A 13,585-nucleotide genomic window follows, 5' to 3' on the forward strand; every position below is an offset into this window, starting at 1 on the left:
ACAACCTCTAGGCAGTTCGATGGCCAGCGCATATCCCGGGGGACGCCTGGGGGATTCCTTCAACCTTGGCGTATCAGCCAGCGTTCGGTCCTGTGAGGCTGTCGAGCAATCTTGCGGTGCGCAGGGTGTCGGGGTGGTCCCCGCCCAGCACCCGCCGCTGCCGGGCCAGGGTGTCCTCGCACAGCTCCACCGCCTCCTCCCCCCGACCCACATCCGCCAGATCAACCGCCAAGTTGCCCGCGGTACGCAGAGTGTCGGGGTGGTCCCCGCCCAGCACCCGCCGCCGGCGTGCCAGGGTGTCCTCGCCCAGCTCCACCGCCTCCTCCCCCCGACCCACAGCCGCCCACCGGATCGCCAGGTTGGACGCGGTACGCAGAGTGTCGGGGTGGTCCTCGCCCAGCACCCGCCGCCGGCGTGCCAGGGTGTCCTCGCCCAGCTCCACCGCCTCCTCCCCCCGACCCACACCCGCCCACCGGATCGCCAGGTTGGACGCGGTGCCCAGAGTGTCGGGGTGGTCCTCGCCCAGCACCCGCCGCTGCCGGGCCAGGGTGTCCTCGCCCAGCTCCACCGCCTCCTCCCCCCGACCCACATCCGCCAGATCAGCCGCCAGGTTGCCCGCGGTGCCCAGAGTGTCGGGGTGGTCCCCGCCCAGCACCCGCCGCTGCCGGGCCAGGGTGTCCTCGCCCAGCTCCACCGCCTCCTCCCCCCGACCCACAGCCGCCAGATCAGCCGCCAGGTTGCCCGCGGTGCCCAGAGTGTCGGGGTGGTCCCCGCCCAGCACCCGCCGCCGGCGTGCCAGGGTGTCCTCGCACAGCTCCACCGACTCCTCCCCCCGACCCACAGCCGCCAGATCAACCGCCAGGTTGCCCGCGGTACGCAGAGTTTCGGGGTGGTCCTCGCCCAGCACCCGCCGCTGCCGGGCCAGGGTGTCCTCGCACAGCTCCACCGACTCCTCCCCCCGACCCACATCCGCCCACCGGATCGCCAGGTTGGACGCGGTGCGCAGGGTGTCGGGGTGGTCCTCGCCCAGCACTCGCCGCTGCCGGGCCAGGGTGTCCTCGCACAGCTCTACCGCTTCCTCCCCCCGACCCACATCCGCCAGATCAGCCGCCAGGTTGCCCGCGGTGCCCAGAGTGTCGGGGTGGTCCTCGCCCAACACCCGCCGCTGCCGGGCCAGGGTGTCCTCGCACAGCTCTACCGCCTCCTCCCCCCGACCCACATCCGCCAGATCAGCCGCCAGGTTGCCCGCGGTGCCCAGAGTGTCGGGGTGGTCCTCGCCCAACACCCGCCGCTGCCGGTCGAACAGGTCCTGGTGCAGTGCAAGGGCACGCTCACGATCGCCGACGGCACTGCATGCCGTGGCCAAGTAGTTGACGGCCCACCAGGTGTGAGCGTGATCAGGGCCCAGCAGGGCGTTCCAGGCTTCGTGGAGGTCTTCGAGACGGGGCAGGATCGCCGGTGCGCTGCCACGGTCCAGGAGGTAGAGGCACGCTTCGCATGCGGCGAAGCGGGCGCCCGCGGTGACCAGATCGGTCGGGTCGATGTCCAACAGGTGGGGCAGCAGGTCGGACCAGCGAGGCCAGGACGCAGGAACCTCCGCCCTGCCGGGGGACGCCGCGGCGAGCAAGACGCTGGCATTGTGCGCCGCAGCATTGCGCTCCTCGTCGGTGAGCTGGTTTTTGAGGACGGCCTGGGTCAGGCGGTGCAGGTGCAGGCTCCCGCCCGCCACCCGGGCCAGCCCGTGTTGGTGCAGCGCCGCTAGGACACGGTTTCTGGTGCGCCAGTCCGCCACCACCTGGCCCGCGGACGACTCCTCGTCAGCCTTCCGCCTCGTGCTGGTGGGCAGGGCAAAGGGTTCCGGGGCCAGCAGTGCACAGGCGTTCATCACCTCGGCAGCCTCCGGGTCCTGCTCCCGCAGCCGTTGCATGCTCAACCGGATCTGCGCGGCCAGCGACCACCGGTAATCCCGCGGCCTGCCCTCATCGGTGACCTCACCGGCATGGCCGACCAGCAGGGCCAGGTAGTCGTCCACGGCCGTCGTCGTCAGCACCGCGGCCGCCTGGACCAGGGCCAGCGGCAGGTCATCCAACGCCTGCGCCAACCGGTCGGCATCCCCCTCCGTCAGCCACGGCGTCCGGCTGCGCAGCAGCTCGATCGCCTCCCGCCGCGCCAGCACATCGACATCCAACGGCCAGGCCACACCGTGCCAGTCGGGGTTACGGGAGGTGATCAGCACATGCCCCGCCCCGGACGGCACGAAGCCCGCCAGCGCCGCGGGATCCTCCGCGTTGTCGAAGACGACCAGCCAGCGCGATCGCGACCCCAGCTCATGCCCCAACGCCCGCACCGCCTCCTCCAGCGGTGTATCCGGCTGAGCAGCCCCGGTCTCCACCGCCAGCACCGCCAACTGCCCCGGAATCAGCGCCGCATCCTCCGCCCGCACCCACCACACCAGCTCGTACTCCCCGCAGAACCGGTGCGCGTACTCGGCCGCCAGCTGCGTCTTGCCCACACCCCCACGGCCATCCAAGGCCACCACCGCCACCGCACGGCCGCCCGCCAGCCGCGACCGCACCTCCACCAGCAGCCCATCCCGGCCCACGAACCCCGCATTGCGCGCCGGAACGTTCCACACCCGCGGCAACGTGCCCGGCAGCCGCGGCCCACCCGCCCCCATCCGCCGCAGCTGGCCTGTGCCGCCCCGACCTGGAAACCGTGGACTCTCCAGGGGAACCCCCGCCGGCCCCGCCACTGCCGCCAGCAGCACCTCCCGCGCCTCCTCCTCCCCCACACCGAACAACGCCGGCGCAATCAACGCCCGCAGCATCGGCGGCACGACACAGTGCTCGATCCGGACCGGGATCAGCTTCTCCCGCCCGGCCAGCTTCGCCGTCCACTCCTCCGTGGTCCACCGCTCCGGCTCGAAATACGCAGCCGAGAACAACGCCACCATCGGCCCCGCCGCCAGGGCCCGGTCCATGTTCCGAATGACGTTCTCCCCGGCCCCCCAGTGCCAGACACCCAACTCCACCTCATACCCGGCATCCTGCAACTGCCAGGCCGCCCACTCCGCCCACGCAAGATCCGCCCCCGCATGCGAGACGAACACCCGCACCCCGCCAGCCACATCTGCCACCCGAACCCCCGTACCAGCCCCACAACCAGCCCCACACCCTGCCAGCACCGAGACTAGAACCCACCCAGACCACCACACACAGGCTTTCAACCAAACCCGGCCGATGAATACGGCCCTCAGGAGATTTACAGCGGGCTACATCCACTACTTGTAACCTGTGGATTTACCCGTTCCCGCTATCCCTGGGTATGCCTAAGAGAGGCAGGCCCCTTCTCCTGACCGCGTCCCGCCACGCACCGGTCGCTACGCAGCTTCCCCGACCCTGCGGGGGAAGTCGCAATCACATCAGGGGCCTCGAGCCCCTGCGATTCCCCAGACTAGCAACTTGCCCGGGTCGGGCTGATTTCGACAGAAAATCAACCCACATAAGTGCGCAGAAAAGGAGGAAGACTCCAAGCGCGACGGCACGTTGTGCATAGGCCTCTCATGCTCACGACGGACACTGTTGCAGGTCACACGAACGGGAAACCCGCAGTGCGCCCGACGGCCCCGGTGGCAAGACCCTCAGGACGGGCCGGCTACGGGGGAACCATCAATCCGCCCACCTAGGGGCCTGGCAAGATCGATTCCACAGGACGATGGCGTCAGGGGGAGGCTCTCGATGGGAAGCCACCTACGTGTCGATGAAGTGCATGAATGGCCGATCTTCAGAACACACGTTCGCTCCAACCCCAGTGAAGACTGGGCCCACAGGTACGAGGAATCAGGCTCTCCAACACAGGACAAACGCAAGCCGGCGGGAAACGGCGTAACCGTCGAACGACTCAGGAGTGAAGTGCTAAGATCGCGACGATTCATATATACCCAGAGCCACGGGGAGGGCTTGTGGCTGCCTTGCGGGGGAAGAAATCACCCCTTGTTTTCTTGAGTTATTCAAGACAAGACACCTCTTCGGCGGAGAGACTAAAGCTTGATCTCTCCGTGCGTGGAGTTGACATCTGGTCAGATACGGACCTCAGAGCTGGCGACCCTTGGGAACGGGTTATTAGCAACGCTATGGAGCGAGCCCAAATAGTTCTGGTCTTGATTTCACGCTCATCCATTAAATCCAATTGGGTCACTGCGGAATGGCACTCTGCTCTAGCCACAAGTAAGCGAGTCATTCCCATACTACTTGAAGGCGCAACATACGCCGTACTCGGATGCGGACGCCGCTCTTGTCCTTATCTCCCAAGGTCGAGAAGAAGGGCGAGGGCCCGGGGGGGGCAAACCACCGCGATGGACGAAGCTCTCCCCCTACGTGCCTGGCAGGCGCCACCCGATCTCGGGTGCGGGGAAGTACAGCGGGCCCCAACGCCGTGGCGGCAAGAGTGAGACCGCCCCCGCGACGACCGGGAGATGTCGTCGGCCTCGCTGCTGGCCCGCCGCCCCTACGACCTCCGGCACGCCGGCGTCTCGTTCTGGCTCAGCTCCGGGGTGGACGCCATGGAGTGCGCCCGCCGCGCCGGACACAGCATCGCGGTACTGCACAAGGTGTACGCCAAGGTGCTTGACCAGACGCGAGAGCGTGCGAACAGCCGGATCGACGCAGCACTTCGGGAGTGGAACGAGCCCGAGTGATGATGTTCACCCCCGGGGGACACCTGGGGGACACGCACTGATCAACAGTGGGATATGAGCGGTACGAGGTGAGACACGTCCACGTCCCGTCCACAGCGAATCGAACGGTGCAGGCAACGCAGAGACCCCCTCTCACCAGGTGATTAACCTGGTGAGAGGGGGTCTCTCTCAGCGTGGCGGCGCCAGGATTCGAACCTGGGAAGGCTAAGCCGGCAGATTTACAGTCTGCTCAAGATCACTCGCTCGCCCCCCTTCCGACCAGCAGGGATGTGCGTCCAGCATTCAAAACGCTGACTTCTCGTCCACGTCTCGTCCAGAGCCGGCGACCGCCCTAGCTCTGCCTGCGGTCCGAGGAGGAGCATGGAAGGCATGCGACCAAAGAGGCCTGCCATGAAAACCGGCTCCTCGGACTCGGATTACGAACCGTGGCTGTACTCTCACACGCCCTCCCAGGCTGAGGGCGAGCGGGACGATCCTGCCGAACGGGCGGCCATGCATCCAGGACAAGGGCGGACGTGCCCGGAGTCCGCCCTGATTGAGACCAAGCGCTGTCGACCGCGTCCGCGGCGCCCTGTTGTCTGACTGCCGCTCAGTCCTGGTCACGAACCGAATCCAGTCCTGAAGAACGCCTGCCACCAGGAGCAGTCAGGAGTTACACTGCCGCCCTGAAAATCGGGGGGCACAGTGCCAGAAAATGAACCACGAGAGAGCGTCACTGATCAGATTCGGCGCAAACGCGATCGGGATCAGGATCGCGCAATCGAAGAGGTGCTCGCATCCGAACGTGCACGCCTTAGGCGGCGGGAATCGGAACAGCGCTCCAAGGAGCCATCGGCATCCAGGTTTCCGGGGCTCCTGATCGCAGCCGTGGTAACCGGCCTGTTGGCGGGAGTGGCGCCCTTGTTCGGCGGCGACCAAAAGGCGCCCTCGCTCTCGTCGGGCACGATCCACACTTTCGAAATTATCGGGCTCATCATCCTGTTGCTCATTGTGGCAGCTGCGATCCCCTGGTTCATCACCCGCCGCACATACATGCAGAATCGGAACGTCACTTTTGCGCAGCGCCTTGCGGAAGAGCGGGAACTCCACGCGCAGGCAATGGAGAAGCTGAAACAGGCCAGCGAGCTCGCTACGCTCATGCAGCTGAACCAAGACCAGATCGACACCTACCACCGCATCGTCACCGACCAGGCCGACAAATCTTTCAAGTCGTCCCGCATCGCGATGGGCGTCGGCATGATCCTCTTGGTCGGTGCTGCCGTCGCAGGCGCATGGGTGCCGTTCGAGCAGGTTCGCTGGTTCATCGGTGCGATCGCGACGCTCAGCACCCTTCTGTCGGGCTACCTCAACCGGACCTACTTGACCCTGTACAAGGAATCGATCGGCCAGTTGAACCGGTATTTCGACCAACCAGTATTGAACGGCTACCACCTTGCCGCTGAACGCATCGCCGGAAAGCTCGGGGAACAGCACCAGGACGAGGTGCGGAAGCAGATCATCAGCGAAATCCTCGCCAGCGGTCCCCATCGCGTGGGCGCCGTGGAAGCACCGAAGGAAACCAAGCCAAAGAAGCGGACGCCGAAGAAACAGACCAGCTCCCTGAACGGCACCCCGCAGACGTAGTTGGTCACCATTTCATCGAAGGAGGTGGCTCCGACGTTCGGGGAGCCGGCCCCGGGGGTGCCGCCGTCGGCCCTCCGTCGCCGGGTGCCGTACGGTCTCCTCTTCACCGCCTGCTCCCGCTGGCGCCGCGACAGACTCACGACCACTCGCGCCGCGTACTCAGTGACAGAGGCCTGTAAGCCCTTGGCCGTGCCGCCCCCTTCCCTCGCAGGGGTCGAGTTCGCGACGGTGGCGGCGCGATCCTCATCCGTGGAAGTGTGACGCGATGACGACGAGCGACTACGACCGCATCCGACTCGGCATCGAGGCGATGACCGCCTATGTGTCCGGCAATGACCTGATGATCAAGTACATGGCGGACCGCCGCACCACAGACGGGAATCTGGACCAGGTTGCCGACGGTTCGACGGCTCTGTGCGCGCTGCTGCTTAAACAGTTGGCCCACATGACTGGTAAGTCCGAGCCGCAGATCCTCCAGGAGCTCGCCCGCGGCCTCAACCGCACGGAGCAGCGCGGCCAGTGACTGTACTTTTTGTACGTTTTTTACAACCTGTTGCCCGCATGTCGAATGGAAATTTGCATCAAGGTGCACCACCTCCATGCCCGTCTCGCCAGGCCGGTTAGACCACCTTGACCTCGATGCGCCCGCGGAACGCGCCTCTTTCACGCCTCCACGCCTGACGGAACGTCAACCCCCGTTTGACCAGGGAGGATTGATCATTTTCCACAATCGAACGGGTTAGTGGTGACCATCCCCACAAACGTCCGGTTCCGTTGGGACTTTTGGGGTGGCGTGCGTCACGATCTCTTCCACGACAAGCCCCCGTCACCGGCGGCGGGGCCATCTGAGCGGACGCCGAGTCCTGCCGCTGCCCGGATGCTCTGTCGACAGGAGTGGATCGGCAGGAGTGGAGGACCCAGGCACGACGGGTCGCCGGGACGGTCACGCCATGACCGGGCCGAGCAGCCCTTGGGGTGAAGCCGCGTCAGCGGCCGGGCAACTTTGTCAGCCCGAATCCGACAGGTCATCCTTCACAGGCGGCTGACGAAGGCAGAGCGAGCCATGACGGCAACGCAGAACAACCCGCAACTCTCGGGGTCCGGGGACGAGCCCCCGAGGAACAGGAAGACTGAAGCCGTGATCACGATACTGGTCGCGATCATCGGCGGATGCTTCGCGGGCATCCTCCGTCGAACGATGGAGGGGGTCTCGTACTACGAGGCCATCAGCACAGGGGCTCTAGCTGCACTCGGGCTGGGCAGCTTCATCTTCGTGGCCTTGACCTACGTCAACAGGTCTTGACCGAGAGTACGTCGGCGGTCGGCTAACCTCCACCACCCACCGGAGGCGCCAACGGGAAGGTCTGAGCTTCACGGTGATCCCGTAGGAGACGCGGACAAGGCGGGAGGCGTCCTGGCATCCAGACCAGGACCCCTCTCTTTGTGATCCAAGACCGGTGCGCTCCATGCACTGCCCGCCCGGACCGTAGGCCGGCTACTCGCGCACGCTCTTGTGGTGGCCGATATCGGGGCGTACCTTCACAGAGCCGCCTTATCGGGGCGGTGGCGCCATCCGTCGGGGATTGCGCCTGCTACGTCCGATCGGCGGACACCATGCCTCTCAGTAAGCTTGCGCGCGATTTCGCCCGCGAGATCAACAATCACGACTGGTCCGACGCGCCCTACCGGCGCGACCGCGCGGGCCACAGCCGCACCGGCGACACCAATCGGGGGGACCGCGTCCTCACCGAGAAGGAAACGAACGCCGTCCGCACCAACGCGATGTGGGTGGCCGCGCAGGTCCTCGGCTACTACGACCCCAACTTCAGCGTCTACGAGTTCGCCGAGGCGTGCGGCGTCGACACCCTTACGCGCAGGGGCGACAGGGACGGCACCATCCTGGCCGGCGTACGACACGACGGGTACGGCCGCTACATGCGCCCCGGCACGTGGGAAGTCGACCCCGAGTTCATTACCACGGATGCGAGCGACTTCTACCACGCCAACACCGACTGCGACTGGTTCCAGCGCGGTTACCGCGGCGGGAAGTTGCTGACTTTCCCGGTTGACGGCGGGGTGCCCGCGAGGTGGCAGCCGTGCGCCCACTGCATCGCAGAGGACCCAGCCTGACGTCAGTAGGCCCCTCCGCGCCTGCTGATCACGGGGCCGCCCCGCCCCCCTTCCCGAGGGCAGGGCGGCTTCGGACTTCCTGGCGTGCAGTTGCCAGGTCGAGACCACGTTAGGCAACTACGGCTGAGCGAAATGGCCAACTGCGGTCATGCGCGGCTAATGGGGCGATGAGGGGGTAGCGCGCACAACTGCGTCGACCCCACGGAAACTTTACTCAGTCGCACGTCACCCTCACCGACGAGACCGACGGCACCCTGTTGACGAGCTGGCCGGAAGGGCCGCAGCCGCCTCCCATGCTGACCGCATGAGCAACGAGCACAGCGACATCGACGCGACCGCCAAGCCGGGCGAGAGCGAGACCGACGAGCAGGCCGTCGGCAACGAGCCCATCGCGCCGATCACCTCCGACTGGGCTCCCGAGGTCGGCGAGTACCGGATGGCCACCGCCTGACGTCCGCTAGTCGGCGGCCGCTGACTCGGCGTGCCATGCGGCCCGCGGGGCCGGAAGCGGGGGACCACCATGCGCGGCTGCGGGGCCCGTGTGCTTACTCAGGGCGTCATTACAGCAACAGGGGGCGGAGGGCTGCCCGCGTCGTGAGGGGCCAGTGGTTGAGCCACCCTTAGGGCGGTCTCGGCGCTTCAGACACCGTGACATAGCCCAATTGGACTACCCAAGCAGGCGACTACCTTCGCAAGGGAACACCATGAGGCATGACGACTGCTGAGGAAAAGTCCAGAGCAGAGAAAGAATCAGGAATTGCCCTAATGGCATACGAGGCGGCTCTGCGCGGATTGCAAATCCAGGACGCCACTGTCACAAATCAGCGACTTCGGGCAAGCAATTTGCTCTCAGTCTCTGCGCTCGGGACGTCTTTTGCGGCTGCCGCGAGCAGATTTCAGGTTGCAAACTTGGCTACTCCTGGCAAGGTGCTTGCAGGGTTGGCTATCGCGGTCATGGTTATAATCGGCATCTTGTGTTTGTCAATCCTCAAACCTTCTGACTGGGATGTCGGCCCATCGATCAGGGCCATTCTTGATCCCCCGCCAGGGAGTCTCAACCACGTGAGGGCCGACATGGCCAGGAAACTAGATGCTGCTTACCAAGGAAATAAGGTGAAGATTGAGAAATTCGCCTTTCTTTACGAAGTGAGCGTCATGTTGCTTGTTATCCAGATTGGACTTCTGGTGGCGCTCGCGATTTTTCGATGAGGAGGCGGTATGCCGAAATTCTGGTTTTGGCGTAGGAAGCGTCCAAAGAAAGCTGGAGTTGAGACAGTAAGGCACCGCTACGAGCCGTCCGAGGGCGGGTACGCGTTCGCCATCGCCTGCATGTTGGTAGCGGGCAGTGTCCTGTCCAGTCGTCGAGTCAGAGAGGAACTTAAAAGGTCTGGCCAGGAATTCGTGAAGGCAGGATTTGCAGTAGCTCTTAGGCTTCGGAGGGGTGTCCAGTCTGCTCGAATTTCGGAAGGGCGGCACGAAGCTCGGAGCCGGGAATCAGCCTGAAGGACGCCCTGAGGCTGCGCCGGTTCAAGCGATGTGCCAACTGAGCGGGGTCAGCAACAATCATTCGCCGATCTCATCCTGCATTCCGGGAAGCTGATCGTTCTCGACCAGGGCGAGTTCCTCTTGGTCAACTCTAAAGGCGTCTGCCAGTCTGGGCAGCTCGGCGGAACTAATTGGCCACAACAATGGGAGTGCGGCGAGCAGCCAGTCCTCAAGGCTGATACGGGCACTTGTGACCGCCCGTGCATCTCGCTCTATGAAGTCGCAATGGATCTCTTGGCCACTCAGAGTGTTGGAGGTTGCTTTAGTTACGCGAGATGGGACGAGCACGCTGTCCGGAAGGGATGAGAACGTTTTAGTCTCGAGAACACTCTGCCGGCCCTGCGCTTCTACGGTCAGACTCTCCGAGCCACCCCTAAGCGTAAGCTCGCTTACGTGAATGTGCTCTGCTCTCTGACGAATGTCTGCCACTGATAGGCCGTGACCTCTGTCTGCCTTGATGTGCTTGAGGTCCGCCGCACTCTGCGCGAAATAAGCGATGTAGTCGTCGCCATGCAGTGCGAGCGCCTGTCGGGAGACCGACCAGAAGGTAGATCGGTCGCTTGTTGTGGGGATCGGTAGCTGTCCGCTATTCAGCCTAAGATTTCGCGACCACAACCGGTCTAGATTACTCTGAACTAGACTTTGTAGGTTCTCGTGGTATCCGGATACCTGCAACCTGGAAATCTGGTCCACTGTTACTGAAGCCCCGAGAGCGCGCCAGAACTCTGGATCGTTGATGGGTTCGAAGTGCAGCAAGTACTCTAGTGACTCATCACTGATTTCGCCGGAAAGGTCGCGAGGTCCAGGAAATCCCTCAAGTCTGCCGTGCGAAGATATCCAGACTGCCTGGAGGAACTGCGTCATCTGGCGAGATTTTCCAGGTGCCAAGTGTCGCGAGAATGTTTCGACGGCGAGTTCCGTAGGACCAGGTTCGGCTCGCCTGGCAGCATCAAATCCCTGGCTTACGCTTGTGGAAATATTATCCGCTTCAGCCGAGTTGATTACTCCTCGGCCTCCGCGCAGCAGAGCGCTAGAGACCAGGTTTGCGATGCTGCGTTCTTGACGATTCTGGGCCAGCCTACCGACCCCGTGAACGTCTGTTACCAGGGTGTCGAACTCGTAGCTTAGTTCTTGCACAGAAGCTATTGATTCATCGAGGCGATCGTCACCCTCAAGCCCGAAAATAATAGGGTGAAGGTTGGCGATTTCCTGCACGTCTTCGGCGAAGTATTTTGGATCCCCCGGCAAGCGCAAGAAGACGAAGCGCTTTTGAGTTCTTCCGGACTCCGGCCAGCTAAGCACGAAATCTGGCGAGAAAGTGTGATTGAAATATTCAGTGCTTTTGATCTCGATTCGCGGATCCACGTCTAGGAGTTCACGACCCACTAGTTCCTTTGTGCGTCGGACGCTGGAATTAGGGTCTGGATCGAAAAGCGCTTCACGTAAAGCTGACGCGTAACTCGGTGGCATCAGTATCCTCCCTCCGTTGTCTCTCGATCTCGGATCCAGCCAAGGTGCTTTTTGCTGATCACTAGCTCCTCCTGGCGTCTGTTCAGGAGGATTAACCAGAGCCTATCAGTTACCGCCTTGCATATTTCTTCGTCTATTTCCGCAGCTGCTCGTTGTGGCGTGTTAACTCCCAGAGCCTTTTGGTGATGTTTGATTACGGCGGCCCGAACCTCTGGCTCGGTGCAGAGCCGGGCCCATTTCTTCAGGGAGAAAGGATGCCACGTTATCCACATGAAATTGTCGCAGCGATCGGGCCTGGTATCAAAGGCTCGGTAACACTTCGCAAGATACTCGACGTACATAGCCCCCTGATGGCCTATGCTGTCGTAGAACTTGGATTCGACAAGGAATTCCTGACCTTCGAATTCTCCGCCGAGTAGGTGCCCCCCGAGGTCATATGAAAACTCACTTCCGTCCGCCCATTTAAAAGTCAGTTTGGGTACGGCGACAGGGTGAGGGTTAACCCATCTGGCATTTGCGCGCGTGGTTGAATCAAGCCAATACCGAGCGCGTCGGGCGCCCTCTTCGCCCTTGGCGTGCAGCTTCTCTCCCGACATGGAAGCAGGTTACAGATCACCATGCATTGTGAACAGAGGGTGAGCATTCGCGAAGGACGGGCACCGCATGGGTCTGACCACCTTCCTTTGCCGGTGACGTGACGTCCTTGCCTACTCCAACCCATTATCCTGCCCATCTCCCATTCCTCGCATGCCACTACGAACAACAGCGCACCCATCCCGGGTGCCGGCAGACTCCTAGTCGAGAATGCCCACCGCGGTGTCCGGCCGGCACTGCGGGCACGCCGTCACCCCTTCGGCGAGCGCGCGCAACGCCTGGTCCCGCTCGACACCCTTCGACCGCGAGCCCGCATTCCAGCAGTCACCGACGTGCACGTACACGGCGTTGTGCCGGGACAGGCCGCGCTCGATCAGCCAGTCCGGCGCCGGCGGCCGCGCCGCGATGCCCCGCTCCCGTTCGGCCTCACGCTTCTCCTCGTCCGCGATCCACCGGCGGGTCCGCTCCAGGTCCCGTACCTGCACGCGTTCCAGGAAGCGGAGCAGCGCGATTCTCGTAGGACCAGGATCGTTCACGTGTTCGATTCTAGAAGGTAGCGTGGCCCGCGCATCCCGAGGGGCACAGGAGACAGCGTGGACCGCATGAACGTCGACGAGCTGCTCAAGCAGCACGCCATAGACGGCCGCTGCCTGGACCCGGCTCCGCCCGAGACGGGCGACCGGCTCACCGACGACCCCCGGGGCAGAGCCCGTTACCGCGCGGACGCATGGCGGCCGTGCTGCGTGTGCGGCACGGACTGCCGCACCTCCCGCGTGATCGACTTCCCCGGCTGCGGGCCGCGCTGGGTGGACCTCTGCCGGGACCACTCGCTCGCCGTCAGCAAGCCCGCCCTGCCGACGATGCCGACCACCGTGGAGGGGGGCATTCGAGGACATCAGGGAGGTCGCGGCCAAGTTCGGGCTCACCATGCGGCCCGTCAGCCATTAGGTACACGCGGATGAGGCCACAGTCGGGTCATAACGTCAGCCCTCGGCGCTCTCCGCAGCGGTTGCGAGCCATGGGAGTCTTGGAGAGTGACGACGGCGGACAGAGAGGGAGTGCGAGTGTCGCAGCAGGCCAACCCGCGGGGAACCTTCCTGAAGATTGCCGACTCTGTGAAGCGGCAGATCGAGGACGACCCGGACATGACGGAGCTCCCGTCACTGGCTGAGGTCATGCGCGACCACGAGGTCTCGCGCGGGGTCGCCCTCCGCGCGTTCGGCGTGCTGCGTCAGGAAGGCGTGGCCGAACCGGTCCCAGGCGAGCGGTGGCGCGTCGTGCGCGCGGGTGCCCGAGTCAACCGGCGTCCGCTCGATCAGCGCATCGCCGACATCATCACGGCTGAGGGGCTCGAATTGGGGGAAGCCTTCCCGAGCGCTTCCGCGCTGGCCGACCGGTTCGGGGTCTCGCGCCCCACAGTGACCAAGGCGCTGGAGAAGTTGGAGACCGCCGGCGTGCTGGCGGGTGGCGGACAGGGCAGGGTGCGGACGGTCCGCGCCGTGCCGACGCGAGAGGAGCGTTCGTAGC

At 64.2% G+C, this 13,585-nt stretch carries 13 protein-coding genes, 1 tRNA gene, 1 pseudogene and 1 riboswitch; of the genes and pseudogenes, 9 read left to right on the top strand and 6 right to left on the bottom strand.

Annotated features, from left to right (window positions below):
* Nucleotides 1-73: 73 nt before the first annotated feature.
* Nucleotides 74-3,136 carry an FxSxx-COOH system tetratricopeptide repeat protein gene (gene fxsT, locus OG841_RS19290; protein WP_371566217.1) on the bottom strand — a complete coding sequence of 1,021 codons (3,063 nt, stop codon included), beginning with the start codon at nucleotides 3,134-3,136 and terminating at the stop codon, nucleotides 74-76.
* Nucleotides 3,137-3,961: 825 nt separating this feature from the next.
* Between fxsT and OG841_RS19295 the strand changes: the two genes are divergently transcribed.
* Nucleotides 3,962-4,450, top strand: a complete 489-nt coding sequence (locus OG841_RS19295) for a toll/interleukin-1 receptor domain-containing protein (RefSeq protein ID WP_371566218.1) — start codon at nucleotides 3,962-3,964, stop codon at nucleotides 4,448-4,450.
* 21 nt (nucleotides 4,451-4,471) lie between these two features.
* Nucleotides 4,472-4,696: pseudogene (locus OG841_RS19300) on the top strand (site-specific integrase); the annotation flags it as partial.
* Nucleotides 4,697-4,870: 174 nt separating this feature from the next.
* Here the strand turns inward: OG841_RS19300 and OG841_RS19305 are convergent.
* Nucleotides 4,871-4,947 (bottom strand) — tRNA-Tyr (locus OG841_RS19305).
* Nucleotides 4,948-5,380: 433 nt separating this feature from the next.
* Between OG841_RS19305 and OG841_RS19310 the strand changes: the two genes are divergently transcribed.
* The 6 genes from OG841_RS19310 (at nucleotide 5,381) to OG841_RS19335 (ending at nucleotide 9,658) form a co-directional block, all read left to right on the top strand.
* The gene (locus OG841_RS19310; RefSeq protein WP_371566220.1) at nucleotides 5,381-6,319 is read left to right on the top strand and encodes a TRADD-N-associated membrane domain-containing protein; all 939 of its coding nucleotides are present in this window, start codon (nucleotides 5,381-5,383) and stop codon (nucleotides 6,317-6,319) included.
* A 265-nt stretch (nucleotides 6,320-6,584) separates the two neighbouring features.
* Nucleotides 6,585-6,842 carry a hypothetical protein gene (locus OG841_RS19315; protein WP_212673102.1) on the top strand — a complete coding sequence of 86 codons (258 nt, stop codon included), beginning with the start codon at nucleotides 6,585-6,587 and terminating at the stop codon, nucleotides 6,840-6,842.
* A gap of 345 nt (nucleotides 6,843-7,187) precedes the next feature.
* A riboswitch (cyclic di-AMP (ydaO/yuaA leader) is annotated at nucleotides 7,188-7,375 on the top strand.
* A 7-nt stretch (nucleotides 7,376-7,382) separates the two neighbouring features.
* Nucleotides 7,383-7,622 carry a hypothetical protein gene (locus OG841_RS19320; RefSeq protein ID WP_371566222.1) on the top strand — a complete coding sequence of 80 codons (240 nt, stop codon included), beginning with the start codon at nucleotides 7,383-7,385 and terminating at the stop codon, nucleotides 7,620-7,622.
* A gap of 311 nt (nucleotides 7,623-7,933) precedes the next feature.
* A complete protein-coding gene (locus OG841_RS19325) occupies nucleotides 7,934-8,449 on the top strand; it encodes a hypothetical protein (protein ID WP_371566225.1) in 516 nt (171 codons plus the stop codon).
* A gap of 304 nt (nucleotides 8,450-8,753) precedes the next feature.
* The gene (locus OG841_RS19330) at nucleotides 8,754-8,900 is read left to right on the top strand and encodes a hypothetical protein (protein ID WP_371566229.1); all 147 of its coding nucleotides are present in this window, start codon (nucleotides 8,754-8,756) and stop codon (nucleotides 8,898-8,900) included.
* A gap of 260 nt (nucleotides 8,901-9,160) precedes the next feature.
* Nucleotides 9,161-9,658 carry a hypothetical protein gene (locus tag OG841_RS19335; protein WP_371566231.1) on the top strand — a complete coding sequence of 166 codons (498 nt, stop codon included), beginning with the start codon at nucleotides 9,161-9,163 and terminating at the stop codon, nucleotides 9,656-9,658.
* A 354-nt stretch (nucleotides 9,659-10,012) separates the two neighbouring features.
* Here the strand turns inward: OG841_RS19335 and OG841_RS19340 are convergent, their stop codons facing one another.
* The 4 genes from OG841_RS19340 to OG841_RS19355 all read right to left on the bottom strand — a co-directional run bounded on the left by OG841_RS19340 (nucleotide 10,013) and on the right by OG841_RS19355 (nucleotide 12,944).
* Nucleotides 10,013-11,359: a hypothetical protein gene (locus OG841_RS19340; RefSeq protein ID WP_371566233.1), complete on the bottom strand. Its 1,347-nt coding sequence runs from the start codon at nucleotides 11,357-11,359 to the stop codon at nucleotides 10,013-10,015.
* Between the two features lie 104 nt (nucleotides 11,360-11,463).
* Entirely contained in the window at nucleotides 11,464-12,060 is a 597-nt protein-coding gene (locus OG841_RS19345; protein ID WP_371566235.1) for a hypothetical protein, read from the bottom strand.
* 198 nt (nucleotides 12,061-12,258) lie between these two features.
* Nucleotides 12,259-12,594, bottom strand: coding sequence for a DUF6233 domain-containing protein (locus OG841_RS19350; RefSeq protein WP_371566237.1), 336 nt, complete (start codon nucleotides 12,592-12,594; stop codon nucleotides 12,259-12,261).
* Nucleotides 12,595-12,770: 176 nt separating this feature from the next.
* Nucleotides 12,771-12,944 carry a hypothetical protein gene (locus OG841_RS19355; RefSeq protein ID WP_371566239.1) on the bottom strand — a complete coding sequence of 58 codons (174 nt, stop codon included), beginning with the start codon at nucleotides 12,942-12,944 and terminating at the stop codon, nucleotides 12,771-12,773.
* 178 nt (nucleotides 12,945-13,122) lie between these two features.
* On the opposite strand from OG841_RS19355, the gene OG841_RS19360 reads away from it, so the two are divergent.
* Nucleotides 13,123-13,584: a GntR family transcriptional regulator gene (locus tag OG841_RS19360; RefSeq protein ID WP_371566241.1), complete on the top strand. Its 462-nt coding sequence runs from the start codon at nucleotides 13,123-13,125 to the stop codon at nucleotides 13,582-13,584.
* The last annotated feature ends 1 nt before the right edge of the window (nucleotide 13,585 follow it).

This window comes from Streptomyces canus (assembly GCF_041435015.1).
In the GTDB taxonomy this organism is placed as follows: Bacteria; Actinomycetota; Actinomycetes; order Streptomycetales; family Streptomycetaceae; genus Streptomyces; species Streptomyces canus_G.

Coding starts and splice junctions, on each gene's coding strand:
- OG841_RS19315 (WP_212673102.1), top strand. CDS start 6,585: ATGACGACGAGCGACTACGACCGCATCCGACTCGGCATCGAGGCGATG.
- OG841_RS19320 (WP_371566222.1), top strand. CDS start 7,383: ATGACGGCAACGCAGAACAACCCGCAACTCTCGGGGTCCGGGGACGAG.
- OG841_RS19325 (WP_371566225.1), top strand. CDS start 7,934: ATGCCTCTCAGTAAGCTTGCGCGCGATTTCGCCCGCGAGATCAACAAT.
- OG841_RS19330 (WP_371566229.1), top strand. CDS start 8,754: ATGAGCAACGAGCACAGCGACATCGACGCGACCGCCAAGCCGGGCGAG.
- OG841_RS19335 (WP_371566231.1), top strand. CDS start 9,161: ATGACGACTGCTGAGGAAAAGTCCAGAGCAGAGAAAGAATCAGGAATT.
- OG841_RS19345 (WP_371566235.1), bottom strand. CDS start 12,060: ATGTCGGGAGAGAAGCTGCACGCCAAGGGCGAAGAGGGCGCCCGACGC.
- OG841_RS19355 (WP_371566239.1), bottom strand. CDS start 12,944: ATGCCCCCCTCCACGGTGGTCGGCATCGTCGGCAGGGCGGGCTTGCTG.